We start from the raw sequence: 15,012 nt of genomic DNA on the forward strand, positions 1-15,012 counted from the left end.
TAGTAAGCGCCTTTTTACTGCGTAGAAGAAAATCTTAAATCGCCTCTTCATCTTCCTCAGCAGTACGAATACGTATTACACGCTCAACATCAGTGACAAATATTTTACCGTCACCGATTTTTCCTGTTTGTGCCGTTTTTACAATAACTTCAATTGCACGGTCTACATCTTCATCAGTCAATACAATATCAAGTTTTACTTTAGGTAAAAAATCAACCATATACTCTGCGCCACGATATAACTCAGTGTGACCTTTTTGACGTCCAAAGCCTTTAACTTCGCTTACCGTCATACCTGTAATACCTACATCAGACAATGCTTCACGCACATCGTCTAACTTAAAAGGTTTGATAATTGCTTCTATTTTTTTCATATTAATTACTTTTGAAAGCTCCAGTTGCCTCGATTTTAGACAATCATGATGCTCATAGCAAACAAAGCGATTGAATTACGGTGATAAAACAACCGATCATGGTATAATTTATTGTATAAAAATAGCGATACTTAAATGACTAGCAGTAAATGAGATTAATATGAAAAATAAACAAAACGGATTCACTCTTTTAGAACTCATGGTAACCGTTGCTATCGTTGGGATCATTGCATCCATTGCGATCTGGAATAGCAGCGATATGCTAGAAGAAAATAGAGCTGAGAATTTTTTGTTGGAATTAAAAAGAAGTATTACTTATGCACGCTCTCAAGCGGCAAGTACGGATGAAATAGTTATTTTATGTCCCGCACAAGAAGGCGCTATTAAACAAGCTAAAGATGAGTTTGAATGTGAACCAGAATGGGACACGAATAAAATCATTGTTGTTTTTGTTGATGCTGATAACAATGGAAGTTATAACGTAGCTAACGATGCCTTGTTGAGAGTTATAGAAAATATTCCTGCAACTGATAGCCTTAGTTATAGTGGTAACGAGACAAGTCTTCGTTTTAATACCAGTGGTCGTATTACAACAAATCCGGGAGACTTTATCTATTGCCCTAATAGTGATAATGAAAATAACAAAGCTTTAACAGTATCTCAATCTGGTACTTCTTTTTATACTGGTGATACAGCTCAGACTTGCGGTTAAAAAACATACAAATTAATCTTGTCATATTTGTATCATTTACTAGACTGAGTTAATCATTTATTAACTCAGGTCTTCAAGGATGAGATTATCAATATCAAAAAACAAGGGAGTGACACTTCTTGAATTAATGGTTTCAATTGCTGTTGTCAGTGTAATCAGTCAATTATCGATGTGGTTTTATCCAGACTTCTTGGCTAAAAACCGATTAGATAACCATGTGAATCTACTACACCGAAATATAAATTATGGCCGTCTTTACGCAATTGAAAATGGTACTTACGTCACGCTTTGCGCACTAAAAGGCAGTCAATGCACAAAGGACGAGTGGGATGGTCAAATGTCACTATTTATCGACAAAGATAAATCAACGACTCTAGATGATGATGAGTTACTCTTAAGCACTTTCGAGGATGTTCATGATGCTGATACTTTAGAGTATCCGCGCAACGCCATTACATTTCGTCCAGATGGTTCTTTAAATGGTTTTCAAAATGGGACTTTTATATATTGCCCCAATAGCGATAAAGCCAATCTCGAAGGATTGGCTTTATCTGTAAGTCAAACGGGTAGAATTCGCATCAAATCAACTGATAAGTGTCAGAAGAAGTAATCTAGGCTATCGACCCCAGCAATAGTCAACATCTGAGTCTCCTTTAGACCCTTTTGCACCTTTGAGGCCTGTGTCAGTAATTGTAAGCTCTTTACAATCATTATCGCCTTTTACAGCACCGTCTATAGGTTTAGCTGTAATAGTGAAGGTATTGCTATCGACTACCTTTATGGATAGCTCAAAATGGCCATTTTCGGTTTTACTTTGCAATCCTAAATCAGTAAATGTCTCTGTATATTCCCTATTATCGACAAAATATTGCTCTTCCTTGTTTGCAGCATCTAACAATGCTGCAGCAGCTTCAGCGCGCGAAGCACGCTTTACATATTCAGTATAGTTAGGTAGCGCAATTGAAGCGAGTATGCCGACGATAGCAACGGCTATCATCAGCTCAATTAAGGTAAACCCGTGTTGTTTTTTCATCTAATTTCCTTAATTATTAACTTCGTCATTTTCTTCACGTTTATAGATATATGTTTGTTGGGTTTTAAAGCCAAACCCTACTGCATTGTCATTAACCAACACAACTTTACCATCAACAACAGTTAAACCAGGACCTTTTATTTCTACAGGTTTCATTGGATTTTCCGCATTTTCACCTTTAATACCAGGCCCAATTAAATAAAACTGACTTTCTTGTATTACGTCAACTGTTGGGTTGTCATCACATTTACCATCGCCATTACCATCTACACATGAAGGGCTTTCACCAAAGTATAACTGAGGTGTGTCTGGTACATCATAGCTGGTTGTAAATTTAAGGTCGTCATACACCTTAGTACCGTAATGTAAGTGAAAAGCGTATAAAGAACCGCCACCACCACTTAGCGAACATTGATTTTCAGTCGATGTATCTGATGCAGGTGTGAAGCTTGTAAAATAGGCAACACCTCCAACAACTGTGGCAGCAGCTAGCGACTTTTCACCCGTTCCTAACTCATATCTCCAGCCATTAAATTTAGCCAAGTCTACTTCTAAGTCAACAAAATCATCAACGTCATCTAGGGCATTACCAAATGGATCTGAGTTCATTTGCATTAAATCAGCAGGCACAATAGTATCTGGTGCATTCGTTTTATACGATTTAGTAACCGTATTTTCATCTCTGATCATAAACAATTGATCTTTCTCATTGGTGCCGGTTGGTTTTGAGCGGTTACCGCTACCAATAACTATCGCATCATACGGTGTATCTAAGCGTGTTATAACGGTACTACCATCAACTGTTGTCTCGCTTACTTTACTATAAATGGTTCGTGCAACGAGTGGTTTATAAAAAAAGCGTCGATCCTCAGTTGCTTTATTACTACCAAGCTCAGCTAATTTAAAGTGACTAAATTCACTAGTACTAGTCCCTGGCATATCTATACGCCAAATATCTCCACCTGTATCTGCCGCATAAATTCGGTCTATATATCCATCATAATCAGAGTCAAGCGTGGTTATATCTGCAGCAATACTATGCTTACCTTTAAAGCCATTAATATCGGGTGTTAATGCCCATACTCTTTTACCTGTTTCGGCTTCAACAATATAGATACCTCGCCCTGTACTATCTTCACTACGGATAGCTGCGTCTTTATTAGTATCATAACCAGCACCAAAAACTAATAAGGGTTTATCCCCAAATGCTTTAATGTAGGCTATTTGTGGCTTTGACCAGGTTTGTGCAAGCTCTTTAAAATCACCTTTACCACCTTCGATTGGAGCGTCCCATAATTTTTTCGGTATGTTCGGATTTGTTATATCAAGTCCGTAGTAATTTTTACCACCGCGACGCATCCCCGCAAAAGCCCACACTTTATCGTCGCCACTCGCATCAATAATACCGTCATTTAAACCATCACTATTTAAGTTTTTATTATCAAAATAAATACTAATAGGACCATCCACACCATATACTTTCGTATCGGCTTGATTTTCACGTAGAGGTTCAATAATGTTGTATAAAGCAGACGGTATAAATGCCCAACTTTCACTTACACTATCATCTGAATCCTTAAACATATGTAAAAAGCCAGCATTAGTTCCTATCAAAACTCGAATATCATCATTACCATAATCGATTGCAACAGGTTTAGAATGCAGAGGGTCACCAAAAATATCTTTGCGCTGATCAACGCTAGACCCATCGCCATCTTCATCATCAACGTCTATACCCATTGCCCATTTGATATCATTACTCGATAAGCTTAGCGGATTGTTATCGACTAAATTGAGAATATCACTCACAACTGAGGTATTAAAATTTACTATAGTTCCCTGATTGTCAGTGTATAAATTACGGCTATCTGAATCTAATGTCGTTAAATGAAGGTTCACACCACCTTGTGCAACTAAGTTACCATCCGCTGGCTCCCCACTTGGCAACCAAAATGTTTCTGCATTTTCGTCAATTAAGCCATTCTCATCAAGTGCCGACAATCCTTTTGAATCAACAATTTGATTCCCTGATACTTTCAGTTTTTTTAAGTTTCCACGCCAACGAGCACCGGTTTCAGGGTAAAACATGGCAAAATAAACAGCATCCCGGCTACGAGTTTGATCTACATTATTACTCGCAACTGAAGGCGATGAAAAACTATCATTTACTTCTCTAATTCTTGAAATAGTATTTTTTAATGCTTCAGATAAAGCTTCTGAAGTTCGCGCCTCTAAGTACTGGCCTCCACCAACTGATGCAGCTTTCTCTAGTAAGTCGATACCACCCTCGCTCATTCCTGTGCCAAAGCCAATGGTAAAAACTCTACCAGTATCTAGCACATCACTTGTATCAGAGTATAAATCTACTTTTGTATTATTTGTTCCATGTATTATTTTTGATAGAGCAACTAAATAGCTATTAGAATAATCACCGCTCACAAAAGGGATTGAATCATTAAATAAATTATTATGTACACTTTTAATCTGATCATCACGACCATCATCGTTAGTAGGGTCTCCATCAGTCATCAAAATAATATTAATTGAGTTATCGCACCTGAGAGGATCTCCTGATTCCTTTTTAAATGGTGACTTATAAGTTCCATTAGCATCGGCTGCTTTATCTCTGCTGTTAATACCATACCCATAATAAAGGCTTTGCCCAGTAATATACCTATACGCCTCCCATAATGTTTCAGTTAAAGGAGTTGCACCACTTGCAGGCAAATCGTCAACTTCATTAAGTAAAGTGTTTTTGTTAGCACCAAGCCTTGCTAGTACATAGCCACCTGAACTTTCTCTAAATCTCATTAAACCAAAATCAATATCATCATTATCGGTAATAAGTTGGCTAACAGCGTTTTTTGCTACTAATAAGCGGCTATCTTCACAAACAGCTTGTGCATATCCGTTTACAGACTTGTAACATTGCTGTGTGTAACTAAAGTAAGTCTGACTTTTAAAACAATCTGATGTATAAAACTGTCCATTTTGATATCGACGATAACACTGGCCTCCATCTACAACATCCCAGGCCATACTGCCAGAGGTATCAAATATCATTAACACTCTTGGATTTTCGTCTGTCTCTACATCATGATTTACATAAAGCTCAATATCCTCAGCGAATACCGACATACTTATTGTTAAGCCAAGCAAAGAGGCTAACACTTTGTTTAATTTAAATTTCATCTTAAATCCCCTTGCTTACGCTAGCCATTTCTTGTGCTATACCTGTAACAATAGTTAGTTCATGCTTACTTTTAGATCCATATTCTATTGTGGTGGCAACCTGTAACATATTGCACGATATACCTGCTGTAAAATTGAAGCGTCGAGGACATTCTAAATCTAACGCCCCCTTGTTCAGGTTAGTCATTTTGCTTTGCATATCTGCATGATTTGCAATCACCATACCTTTGTCATCACCATCCGCGATTGCAGTTACTTCATCGGGAGTCAGGAAGAACTGATTATTAGCGCCTTGATTTGCCTCATCAGAGATCATGCGCTGCACTTCACCAATGAGTTCATTTTCGGCCACTTCGCGCTCTTGTGCTGCATTGGTAATTTTAATATCAATACTACTACTGCTCATAAGTGTTACAGCAATACCGGTCACTGCAATAACCATTATTAAAGCTGTAATTAGAACTACACCTTGCTGTTTTTTTTGTGATTGTTTTAAATACGCCATAAATTTGATCCAACATTATTTAATCGAATAGTAGTAGTGAACACAGTACGTCTGAAATTATCGGTAAATGTTAATACACGCTTATCTTCATCCTCACCTAATGTATAAGTTTGGTTTTTAATTTTAACTCCTGGGTCTGGCTGTAATGCGCGTATTAATAAAAAAACCTGAACAGTTAAAATACCTTTACGATTTTCCCAATCTGTATACTTCATATCTTGAATACTTCGGTAGGTATCTACACGATTATCACTGTTAGTATCAAGACCAAAAACAAACCGCATGTTCTCAACACCTTCCATAATAGTTTCTGTGTTGATGCTTCCACCAACCAGGCGCTTTCTCATTAATGCAGGTACAGTTAAATTTTTATTATTAACTTTATAAGTTTGTTCTGATAGATAATAAACATGGTGGCTGTAAGGCCAAACGGTTGCATTAACATTAAGAGTCACAGCGTTAACCGTTCCACGGAAAAATTGAGCTTTCTCTTGCTCAGCTACAAAGTAGTTTTCATCGGCCTGAGTCTCATTAGTTACTGTATTAACTGTTAAACTCTTACCTTGTAAAAATTTTAATTGAATAATGTCAGTGCTTTTAATTGGATTATTTAGGCAGTTAAGCTCTTTTGATTCTCCAGCAACCTTTGCGTAAATAGTTCTAAAATTACTAGCTGTAGCAAAATCAGGAAAACTCCCATTATTTAATCCTTCAAAGCAGTCTGTTCCAGGGTTTGCTAGTGTATCTGTATTTACTGCAGTGAACGAATCGTCATAATAAGTTCCCCAAAAGCCAATTTGTTCAATATCACGTTGCATTATGTTAATTGCAAGGCGCCCTGATTCTTGAAGTTCACCAATAGTCATCGTATCTTTAGTGGTTACTTTCATACCTATATAGGTGAACATAACGCCACCTAGTATTAATCCACCAATAAATAATGAAATCATCATTTCTACAAGTGTAAAACCTTTTTGCTTCATGTTAGCTCCTAAGGTAAATGTAACTAGTTAATACAACTAAGCGGCGCTTTTTGTCAGCCGTTCCACACTTTATTGCGCCAGTAGCATCATTTGCATTAAACTCTTGTCGACCTTGCCACGAAACAATTACTTCTAAATTAAATGCCTTACCACCCGAGCCAGCAACTACTGTAGGTGCAATACATACGGTAGCACCATCTAAAGATCCCGTATTTTCTCGAGCTCTTATAGCTCTTTTCCACTGCTCAAGATCTAACGCCGCAACTTGCGCTGCGCTACAAGTGTTTGTGAAGCACGCCTGCGAGGTTGTCGTAGCAGTTTCACTATCAAATGTTTGTGTGTACAGCCCGGCTATTTGAGGGGTATCGTTAGCACGGATACGCTGCACAATATCATTACCAAGTGCAACTGCAGCAGCACGCTGCATAGAATCAAAGCTTGCTTGCTTTGCTTTTGCTTGCAGGGCAACTGCGCCTAAAAGGCCAAAACTAAGAATAATAAATGCAATTAACACTTCAATTAGAGTGAAGCCTCTTTGCACTTTTGTTTGAGATGACTGCATAGTAGAACCAAATAAAAATTATCTGATTATAAGTTTATGCTATTTATTTGAGGAATCAATGAGGACTAAGACAAGCGGTTATATTTGTTGATAAACGGTTAATTAAATCGGCTCATTCAACAAAACAGTAGTAATTAAGCGTAAATGCATTTAAGTCAGAGGCAACTTAATTGCGAAATAAGTCTAAAGCGTATTTTTAACTAATTTAAGCTCGCGGCGGCTCACTGGCAATAACTCACTGCACCCTTGTAGCTCAATCATATGATTGCCATTCCCTTTTGAATGCAAGGCTATTACTTTTTGTTTATTCACCAATGTATTGCGGTGAATTCGTAAAACATATGCGGGATATTGCAGCTCTAATTGCTTTAGGCTTTGCTCCAGTAAAGCCTCTCCACCTGAGAATATCATTTTGGTATACTTTTCTTCGGCACTAAAGTACAAAACATCATTTATATCAACACTACGTAGAGTACCAGCTAGCTGATAAGAGATTTTTACATTTTGTTGTTTTTGAATATGTACTTTATTTAAACGCCCAACTTGCTTAAGCACCTTCTGCAGTGATTGCTCTGAAATAGGTTTAACTAAATAACCTGCAGCGCTTAATTGTAAAGCATCGAAGGCATGCTCAGGGTGGGCAGTTATAAAAACAATAGCAGGAGGTAGAGTTAAACTATTGAGCTCATTAGCAACTTGTAAACCATTCATACCAGGCATATCAACATCTAAAAAAATCAAATCTGGCGTTTGCTTTTTAGCAAGTACTAGAGCTTCCTTACCATTACTTGCCTCACCTTGTACAACTATACTTTTATCGTGTGTTAACAAACGGATTAAGCGAGATCTCGCAAGAGGTTCATCATCAACAATGAGTACATTCATACACTGCCCTCAATTAGCTTAGGGATAACGACCTTGACCCTAAACACATCATTTTTATTAGTAATTGTTAGCTGCGCTTTATTTTTATAATAAATATTTAATCGCTGGCGAATATTTTCAAGCGCCATTCCGTTATTAGGCCTAGTTTGAGCATTAGAAATTGTTATAGGGTTAGAAACAATCATGGTTATATAGCCGGTAGTGATATGTAGCTCTACTTTTATTTCTGCACCATGCTCACTTGTTTCAACGCCGTGGCATACCGCATTTTCAATTAATGGCTGCAGGGTTAAGCAAGGAATGCTCAATGCGGGTAGTTCATTAGGTATTTGCCAATCAACTCTTAAGCGATTACCAAAACGCCACGTTTCAAGTGCGATATATTGCTTACTCAACGTTATTTCATCTTCAAGAGATACATTCTTCCCCGAGTGCATTGCAGCCTGCGATAAGGCGGCTAATGCTAAAATAGCCTGTTCTGCCGCATCGGCATCATGATGAGTAAGCTCTGCAGCAGTGTTTAAACTATTATATAAAAAATGAGGACGTATTCTAGCTTGTAGGGCATCAAGCTCAGCACGAGAAAGCGCTTTAGTTTGCTGCTCTTTTTCAAAATGAATTAATAAAAACTGGACGAATAAAGCCGCCAGTAAAGCCACTATAATGCAATTGCGAAGTGTGAAATAAATTAGGTTATTTGTATCATCTATATCAAAAGCAAAATGAGAAAATAAAATACTAAAAATACAGGTAGATAATAAAAAAAAGGCAAAAAATAGACTTAATTGAAAAGTTTGAGTACGTTTTTGTAAGAAAAATCTACAGAAGTATAAAGAAGAGGTACCGACTAAAACAATTAAATGCATAAACAAACTAATGATCCCAAGTCGTAGCCAAATATCTCCTTCTACATTAGGTGCAAAAGCTAAAACAATAGCAATAACTTGAGAAACAATAAGCGTGGCTAATACGCCTCGCTCATTAAAAAGAGCCGAAAAAAGCAAACCATCATTTTGAAGTGACTTGCTCATAACGACTCTCCTTTAATCTAAATGTTTAATATATTTAAATTAACGTAGCTCTACAGGAACAGCAAATACTATATTTTCTACTTCACCTGGGTTCTCAACAACCTGTGTGCCACCAAGCTCTTTTAATCGGCTTATTACTTGTTGTACAAGTACTTCTGGCGCAGATGCACCCGCAGTTACACCCACTGATTTAGAGCCTGAAACCCACTGCTCTTGTACATCAGTTGCGTCATCAATTAAATAAGCAACTGTGCCCATTTTATCTGCAAGTTCACGTAAGCGATTAGAGTTAGAGCTATTTTTAGCGCCAACAACTAATAGCACATCAACTTTATCAGCTAAGTCACGAACAGCGTCTTGACGATTTTGCGTTGCATAACAAATGTCATCTTTACGAGGTCCGTCAATTGATGGAAACTTATTGCGCAGTGCATCAATAACATCTGCTGTGTCATCAACTGAGAGTGTTGTTTGGCTGCAATAAAAAAGATTTTCAGCATTTTTTACATTAAGCGCAACAACATCATCAACGGTTTCAACAAGATAAATGCCACCGGCTGAGTTATCATATTGTCCCATTGTTCCCTCTACTTCAGGGTGGCCATGGTGTCCAATTAAAATACACTCAATACCTTTGCGACTCGCACGTGTAACTTCCATATGTACTTTAGTTACAAGCGGACACGTTGCATCAAATACTTTTAAATCACGACGTTTAGCCTCTGAGCGAACCGCTTGCGAAACACCATGTGCACTAAAAATAACAATGCTGTCGTCAGGTACTTGATCAAGCTCTTCAACAAATACCGCACCACGACTTTTTAATCCATCAACCACATAACGGTTATGTACTACTTCGTGGCGCACATAAATTGGCTTTTCAAAAATATCTAGGGCGCGCTCAACAATACTAATAGCACGGTCAACACCAGCGCAAAAGCCGCGTGGATTAGCTAGTAATATTTCCATTAACCTTCCACCTCAATAATATCAACTTCAAACGTTAAACGTTGGCCAGATAAAGGGTGATTAAAATCAATCGTTACCGACTCACCTTGCACTTCGCGAACTAATCCAGGAAGCTCAGTACCGTCTGGTTGAGTAAACGCAATAATTGCACCTACCTTAGCTGGTGTTTCTGGGCCAAATTTACTACGGTCAACGTAGTAAATATTATCTGGATTTGGCTGACCAAACGCATCTTCAGGTTCTAATTCAAACGTTTTACTTTCGCCTGCAGTTAAACCTAATAAACACTTTTCGAAGTTTGCCGTTAAACTGCCATCGCCCATTGTTAATTTAGCAGGTTTGTTGTGCACCTTGGTAGAATCGGCGGCAGAGCCATCTTCTAATTTAATAGAAAAATGGAAAATAACTTGCGAGTTTTCACCAATTACAGCTTGGCTCATGCTTTATGCTCCTTCGGACTCTCGCCGGTAAAGGCATCAAATAACAATAATGCTGCGCCAATACAAATAGCGCAATCAGCAATATTAAATACAGGAAAATGTGAGTCTTTATAAAATACGTGAATAAAGTCGATTACATAACCATACGCAATACGATCGTATAAATTACCAATAGCGCCTGCAAGTACCAGTGCATAAGCACCGCATAGTACTTTGTTTGTTGCAGGTAAGCGTTTTAGCCACCACACAAGCAAAGCACTAATAGCAATGGCAATCGCACTTAAAAACCAACGCTGCCAACCACCCGCTTCACTTAAAAAGCTATAAGCAGCACCATAGTTATGCACATAAGTAATACTAAAAACAGGGAGTAAGTTTATCGACTCTTGATAAGCCATAGTACCTACAACAAGTGTTTTACTGGCAAAGTCTATTACTAATAGTAATAGACTCAACCAAAGCCACACTAAACCACTTTTTTGGGCTAGTTTGCTCACTAAGAATAACTCCTAAGCGAATTGACGCTTTTCGCCTTCGCCGTCAACATTACTTACACAACGACCACAAATTTCAGGATGAGCAGGGTTAACACCTACATCTTCACTGTAATGCCAACAACGCTCACATTTAGCAGCATCTGTTGCAGCAACACTAATGAATAAACCTTCAATTTCGGTAGCTTGTGTATCAGCTGGCTGACTATCAACTTCAGAAACATTTACGGCCGATGTTAATAATACAAAACGCAGTTCATCACCAAGCGCATTTAATTTAGCGGCAAGCTCTTTACCTGTAAATAAATTAACCGTTGCTTGAAGTGTTGCACCAATGACTTCTTCTTTACGTGCAGCTTCTAATAAGCGGTTTACTTCGTCGCGTACTGTTAGAATTTCTAACCAGTCATCGTTACTAAATTGGCTATTTGTTGGCGCTTGTAAGCCATCATACCAAACAGATGTAAATACGTAGTCACTACGCTCACCCGGTAAAGCTTCCCAAATTTCTTGTGCGGTAAAACTCATAATAGGTGCCATCCAACGCGTCATTGCTTCTGCAATATGATAAAGCGCTGTTTGACAAGAACGACGTGCATGGCTGTCACTCTTAGCTGTGTACTGACGATCTTTAATGACGTCTAAATAGAACGAACCAAGCTCACCCGTACAGAAGTTCATTAGCTTTTGCGTTACTAATAGCATTTGGTAGCTATCGTATGCGGCTAAAATTTCGTCTTGCAACTGAGCAGCACGACCAACAATCCACTTATCAAGCTCAACCATATCATCAACAGCAACTTGATCTGTTTTTGGATCAAAACCATTTAGATTAGCAAGCAAGTAACGGCTAGTGTTACGAATACGGCGGTAGCGATCGGCAGAGCGTTTAAATATTTCATCCGACACAGTCATTTCTGCCGTGTAATCGGTAGAGGCAACCCATAAACGAAGAATGTCGGCACCTAGTTTATTCATCACATTTTGTGGAGAAATAACATTGCCTAGCGACTTAGACATTTTGCGACCGTTTTCATCAACAGTAAAACCATGAGTCAATACTTGGCGGTATGGCGCATGACCATTAATAGCCACTGATGTCATCATTGATGACATAAACCAACCACGGTGTTGATCAGAACCTTCAAGGTATAAATCAGCTGGACCAACTAGGTCTTCACGTGCGTCTACAACACATGCATGTGAAACACCTGAGTCAAACCATACATCAAGCGTATCTTGTACTTTCATGTATTGCTTGGCATCTTCTTCACCAAGTAATGTAGCAGGGTCTAAATCGTACCATGCCTGAATACCAGACTTTTCAACTAGCTGTGCAGCTTGCTCAATTAGCTCTTGAGTATTTGGATGAAGTGCACCGGTATCTTTATCAGCAAACAATGCAATTGGCACACCCCAAGTACGTTGGCGAGATATACACCAATCTGGGCGGCTTTCAACCATGTTCGAAATACGGCTTTCGCCCCACTCTGGCAACCACTGCGTGTTTTTAATTTCTTTTAAAGAATCTTCACGCAAGTTAGCCTGATCCATACTTACAAACCATTGTGGTGTAGCACGGAAAATAATCGGTGTTTTATGGCGCCAACAATGTGGGTAACTATGAGTTATAGCATGATGATGCATTAATGCACCGTGCTCTTTTAATACTTCAATTACGCTCGCATTTGCTTTAAATACATGCTGACCTGCAAAAAGTTCAGTATCTGGTAAATAAACGCCATTAGCGCCAACAGGGTTAGCTACTTCAAGGTTGTAATTTAAACCAGCCACGAAATCTTCTTGACCATGCCCTGGTGCTGTATGTACAACACCGGTACCTGAGTCAGTCGTTACGTGTTCTGCAACAATCACGGGTACATTAAAATCATAAAAAGGATGGGCTACTTGTAAGTTTTCAAGTGCAGCACCTTTTACATAACCTAATACGTGGAAGTGATTAAAACCAAAGCGGTCCATTGCATCTTTAACAAGCTCAGAGCCTAAAATTAGACGTTGTTGTACGCCTTCATCTTCAACCTGCACCAATGCATATTCTAAATCGGCATGCACAGCTACTGCGCGGTTTGCTGGAAGCGTCCACGGTGTGGTTGTCCAAATAACAGTACCAACACTGCCTTCACCTTTATGACCATCAGCCAAATCAAATGCACTAACAACAGCATCTTGATCAACAAATGTAAAACGTACATCAATAGCAGGAGATTGCTTATCTTGATATTCAACTTCAGCCTCTGCTAATGCAGAACCACAGTCTGTACACCAATGAACAGGCTTAGCACCTTTATGCAAATGACCTTTTTCAATAATACGACCAAGTACACGAATTGCATTCGCTTCAAAGTCAAAGTTCATTGTTAAGTAAGGCTTATCCCAATCTGCAAATACGCCTAAACGTTTAAAATCAACTTTTTGACCTTCAACTTGTTTTTTAGCGTATGCACGGCATTTTTCACGAAACTCGCTCGCGGTTACTTTTACGCCCGGCTTGCCTACTTTTTTCTCAACCATTAACTCGATTGGTAAACCATGACAATCCCAACCTGGGACTAATGGTGAATCAAAGTCAGATAATGTTTTAGACTTAACAATAATGTCTTTTAATATTTTATTAACTGAGTGGCCTAAATGGATGTCGCCATTTGCATACGGAGGGCCGTCATGCAAAATAAAGGTCTTTTTACCTTTCTTAGCGCTGCGAATTTGACCGTACAGGTCGTCTTCATACCATGCTTTAAGCATTTTTGGTTCACGTTGTGCCAAATTGCCACGCATTGGAAACGGTGTTTCCGGTAAGTTCAAAGTATGTTTATAGTCGCTCATTTATCCTACATTCCGTCTCTATCGGCTACCTGATTTAAACCAAAACACTGCTTAGCGGCAGCAACATCAGTTGCTATTTGCGCCGTTAATTGTGTTAATGTCTCGAATTTTTTTTCGTTGCGAAGTTTTTTTATTAACTCCACATGCATAAATTGTCCGTAAATATCCTGTGCAAAATCAAAAAGATGAACTTCTAATAATGCACGAGTTCCATTAAATGTCGGCTTATTGCCTACATTTGCAACTCCAAAAATCTGTTTTCCTGCAATCGTTGCTTGCACTGCAAACACCCCGTTGACAGGACACACTTGGCGTTTTAGGGCAATATTTGCCGTTCTAAAACCGAGTTCACGTCCTCTTTTCCAGCCGTGTATAACACGCCCAGAAATAGCATAATCGTGACCAAGCATTGTTTTAGCACTTGCTAAGTCACCAGATGCCAAAGCATCTCGTATTAAAGTGCTGCTTACTCTAGCATTTAATTGACGAAAACTCGCGGTGCTTTTTACGTCCATGCCCGCTTGCTTGCCCATGCTAGCAAGTAAGTCAAAGTTACCTTGGCGCTGCTTTCCAAACTTAAAATCATCGCCAACAGTGAGAGCTTTAACACCTAACTTTTTAATCAAAATATCATTAACAAATTGCTCAGCATGCATGTTTGCAAATTGCTGATTAAAGCTAATGCAAATAACTCGCTCAATACCTAAATCACTAAGCAAACGTAGCTTATCTCGTAAGCGCGTTAGCCGTGCTGGGGCATTGTTTTTAGCAAAAAATTCTTGTGGCTGGGGCTCAAATAGCATTACAGTGCTAGACAAACTATGCGCTTTAGCATCAGTAAGTAAGCCTTTTAGTACTTCTGCGTGGCCTAAATGAACACCGTCAAAATTACCAATAGTTAACACACAACCAAAGTGGTGTGGGCGAATATTGTGTATACCTCTAATTAACTCCATGCCACCTAATGCCTTGTTTAGCGAGCTATTAAT

At 38.7% G+C, this 15,012-nt stretch carries 15 protein-coding genes; 2 read left to right on the plus strand and 13 right to left on the minus strand.

Annotated features, from left to right (window positions below; genetic code table 11):
- Positions 1-34 precede the first annotated feature (34 nt).
- Positions 35-373: a nitrogen regulatory protein P-II gene (glnB, locus tag CXF76_RS16290; protein WP_002962211.1), complete on the minus strand. Its 339-nt coding sequence runs from the start codon at positions 371-373 to the stop codon at positions 35-37.
- A gap of 160 nt (positions 374-533) precedes the next feature.
- Here glnB and CXF76_RS16295 point away from each other — a divergent pair, with 160 nt between their 5' ends.
- Positions 534-1,085, plus strand: coding sequence for a GspH/FimT family pseudopilin (locus tag CXF76_RS16295; RefSeq protein WP_024607275.1), 552 nt, complete (start codon positions 534-536; stop codon positions 1,083-1,085).
- Between the two features lie 79 nt (positions 1,086-1,164).
- Positions 1,165-1,695, plus strand: a complete 531-nt coding sequence (locus CXF76_RS16300) for a GspH/FimT family pseudopilin (protein ID WP_024589415.1) — start codon at positions 1,165-1,167, stop codon at positions 1,693-1,695.
- A 6-nt stretch (positions 1,696-1,701) separates the two neighbouring features.
- Here CXF76_RS16300 and CXF76_RS16305 read toward each other — a convergent pair whose 3' ends face one another.
- The 12 genes from CXF76_RS16305 to ribF all read right to left on the minus strand — a co-directional run bounded on the left by CXF76_RS16305 (position 1,702) and on the right by ribF (position 14,979).
- On the minus strand, positions 1,702-2,118 hold the full coding sequence (locus tag CXF76_RS16305) for a type IV pilin protein (RefSeq protein WP_024607276.1): 417 nt from the start codon (positions 2,116-2,118) through the stop codon (positions 1,702-1,704).
- Between the two features lie 9 nt (positions 2,119-2,127).
- Positions 2,128-5,310 carry a pilus assembly protein gene (locus CXF76_RS16310; protein WP_024607277.1) on the minus strand — a complete coding sequence of 1,061 codons (3,183 nt, stop codon included), beginning with the start codon at positions 5,308-5,310 and terminating at the stop codon, positions 2,128-2,130.
- Position 5,311: 1 nt separating this feature from the next.
- Entirely contained in the window at positions 5,312-5,815 is a 504-nt protein-coding gene (locus tag CXF76_RS16315; RefSeq protein WP_024589418.1) for a hypothetical protein, read from the minus strand.
- Positions 5,803-6,798, minus strand: a complete 996-nt coding sequence (locus CXF76_RS16320; protein ID WP_101164148.1) for a PilW family protein — start codon at positions 6,796-6,798, stop codon at positions 5,803-5,805. Before CXF76_RS16320 ends, CXF76_RS16315 begins: the two co-directional genes overlap by 13 nt.
- A 1-nt stretch (position 6,799) precedes the next feature.
- Positions 6,800-7,360 (minus strand): type IV pilus modification protein PilV, encoded by a 561-nt coding sequence (gene pilV, locus CXF76_RS16325; protein WP_101164149.1) that lies wholly within the window; start codon positions 7,358-7,360, stop codon positions 6,800-6,802.
- A 183-nt stretch (positions 7,361-7,543) separates the two neighbouring features.
- Positions 7,544-8,245, minus strand: coding sequence for a LytR/AlgR family response regulator transcription factor (locus tag CXF76_RS16330; protein WP_024589420.1), 702 nt, complete (start codon positions 8,243-8,245; stop codon positions 7,544-7,546).
- A complete protein-coding gene (locus CXF76_RS16335) occupies positions 8,242-9,276 on the minus strand; it encodes a sensor histidine kinase (protein WP_010555108.1) in 1,035 nt (344 codons plus the stop codon). Before CXF76_RS16335 ends, CXF76_RS16330 begins: the two co-directional genes overlap by 4 nt.
- A 39-nt stretch (positions 9,277-9,315) precedes the next feature.
- Positions 9,316-10,245, minus strand: a complete 930-nt coding sequence (gene ispH / locus CXF76_RS16340; RefSeq protein ID WP_007581370.1) for a 4-hydroxy-3-methylbut-2-enyl diphosphate reductase — start codon at positions 10,243-10,245, stop codon at positions 9,316-9,318.
- Positions 10,245-10,685 carry an FKBP-type peptidyl-prolyl cis-trans isomerase gene (gene fkpB / locus CXF76_RS16345; RefSeq protein ID WP_002958231.1) on the minus strand — a complete coding sequence of 147 codons (441 nt, stop codon included), beginning with the start codon at positions 10,683-10,685 and terminating at the stop codon, positions 10,245-10,247. The genes ispH and fkpB overlap by 1 nt, the downstream gene beginning before the upstream one ends.
- Positions 10,682-11,182 carry a signal peptidase II gene (gene lspA, locus CXF76_RS16350; RefSeq protein WP_007376920.1) on the minus strand — a complete coding sequence of 167 codons (501 nt, stop codon included), beginning with the start codon at positions 11,180-11,182 and terminating at the stop codon, positions 10,682-10,684. The genes fkpB and lspA overlap by 4 nt, the downstream gene beginning before the upstream one ends.
- A 12-nt stretch (positions 11,183-11,194) precedes the next feature.
- Complete coding sequence (gene ileS / locus CXF76_RS16355; protein WP_101164150.1) at positions 11,195-14,023, minus strand: isoleucine--tRNA ligase; 2,829 nt, start codon at positions 14,021-14,023, stop codon at positions 11,195-11,197.
- A 5-nt stretch (positions 14,024-14,028) separates the two neighbouring features.
- On the minus strand, positions 14,029-14,979 hold the full coding sequence (ribF, locus tag CXF76_RS16360) for a bifunctional riboflavin kinase/FAD synthetase (RefSeq protein WP_024607280.1): 951 nt from the start codon (positions 14,977-14,979) through the stop codon (positions 14,029-14,031).
- Positions 14,980-15,012 lie beyond the last annotated feature (33 nt).

It is taken from the genome of Pseudoalteromonas sp. 78C3 (genome assembly GCF_002836695.1).
GTDB lineage: Bacteria > Pseudomonadota > Gammaproteobacteria > Enterobacterales > Alteromonadaceae > Pseudoalteromonas > Pseudoalteromonas arctica.

Bases quoted from the DNA above. Each gene is read 5' to 3' on its own strand.
- CXF76_RS16310 (WP_024607277.1), bottom strand. From the start codon at position 5,310: ATGAAATTTAAATTAAACAAAGTGTTAGCCTCTTTGCTTGGCTTAACA.
- ispH (WP_007581370.1), bottom strand. From the start codon at position 10,245: ATGGAAATATTACTAGCTAATCCACGCGGCTTTTGCGCTGGTGTTGAC.
- CXF76_RS16300 (WP_024589415.1), top strand. From the start codon at position 1,165: ATGAGATTATCAATATCAAAAAACAAGGGAGTGACACTTCTTGAATTA.
- ileS (WP_101164150.1), bottom strand. From the start codon at position 14,023: ATGAGCGACTATAAACATACTTTGAACTTACCGGAAACACCGTTTCCA.
- pilV (WP_101164149.1), bottom strand. From the start codon at position 7,360: ATGCAGTCATCTCAAACAAAAGTGCAAAGAGGCTTCACTCTAATTGAA.
- CXF76_RS16320 (WP_101164148.1), bottom strand. From the start codon at position 6,798: ATGAAGCAAAAAGGTTTTACACTTGTAGAAATGATGATTTCATTATTT.
- fkpB (WP_002958231.1), bottom strand. From the start codon at position 10,685: ATGAGCCAAGCTGTAATTGGTGAAAACTCGCAAGTTATTTTCCATTTT.
- CXF76_RS16335 (WP_010555108.1), bottom strand. From the start codon at position 9,276: ATGAGCAAGTCACTTCAAAATGATGGTTTGCTTTTTTCGGCTCTTTTT.
- glnB (WP_002962211.1), bottom strand. From the start codon at position 373: ATGAAAAAAATAGAAGCAATTATCAAACCTTTTAAGTTAGACGATGTG.
- CXF76_RS16305 (WP_024607276.1), bottom strand. From the start codon at position 2,118: ATGAAAAAACAACACGGGTTTACCTTAATTGAGCTGATGATAGCCGTT.
- ribF (WP_024607280.1), bottom strand. From the start codon at position 14,979: ATGGAGTTAATTAGAGGTATACACAATATTCGCCCACACCACTTTGGT.
- CXF76_RS16295 (WP_024607275.1), top strand. From the start codon at position 534: ATGAAAAATAAACAAAACGGATTCACTCTTTTAGAACTCATGGTAACC.
- CXF76_RS16330 (WP_024589420.1), bottom strand. From the start codon at position 8,245: ATGAATGTACTCATTGTTGATGATGAACCTCTTGCGAGATCTCGCTTA.
- CXF76_RS16315 (WP_024589418.1), bottom strand. From the start codon at position 5,815: ATGGCGTATTTAAAACAATCACAAAAAAAACAGCAAGGTGTAGTTCTA.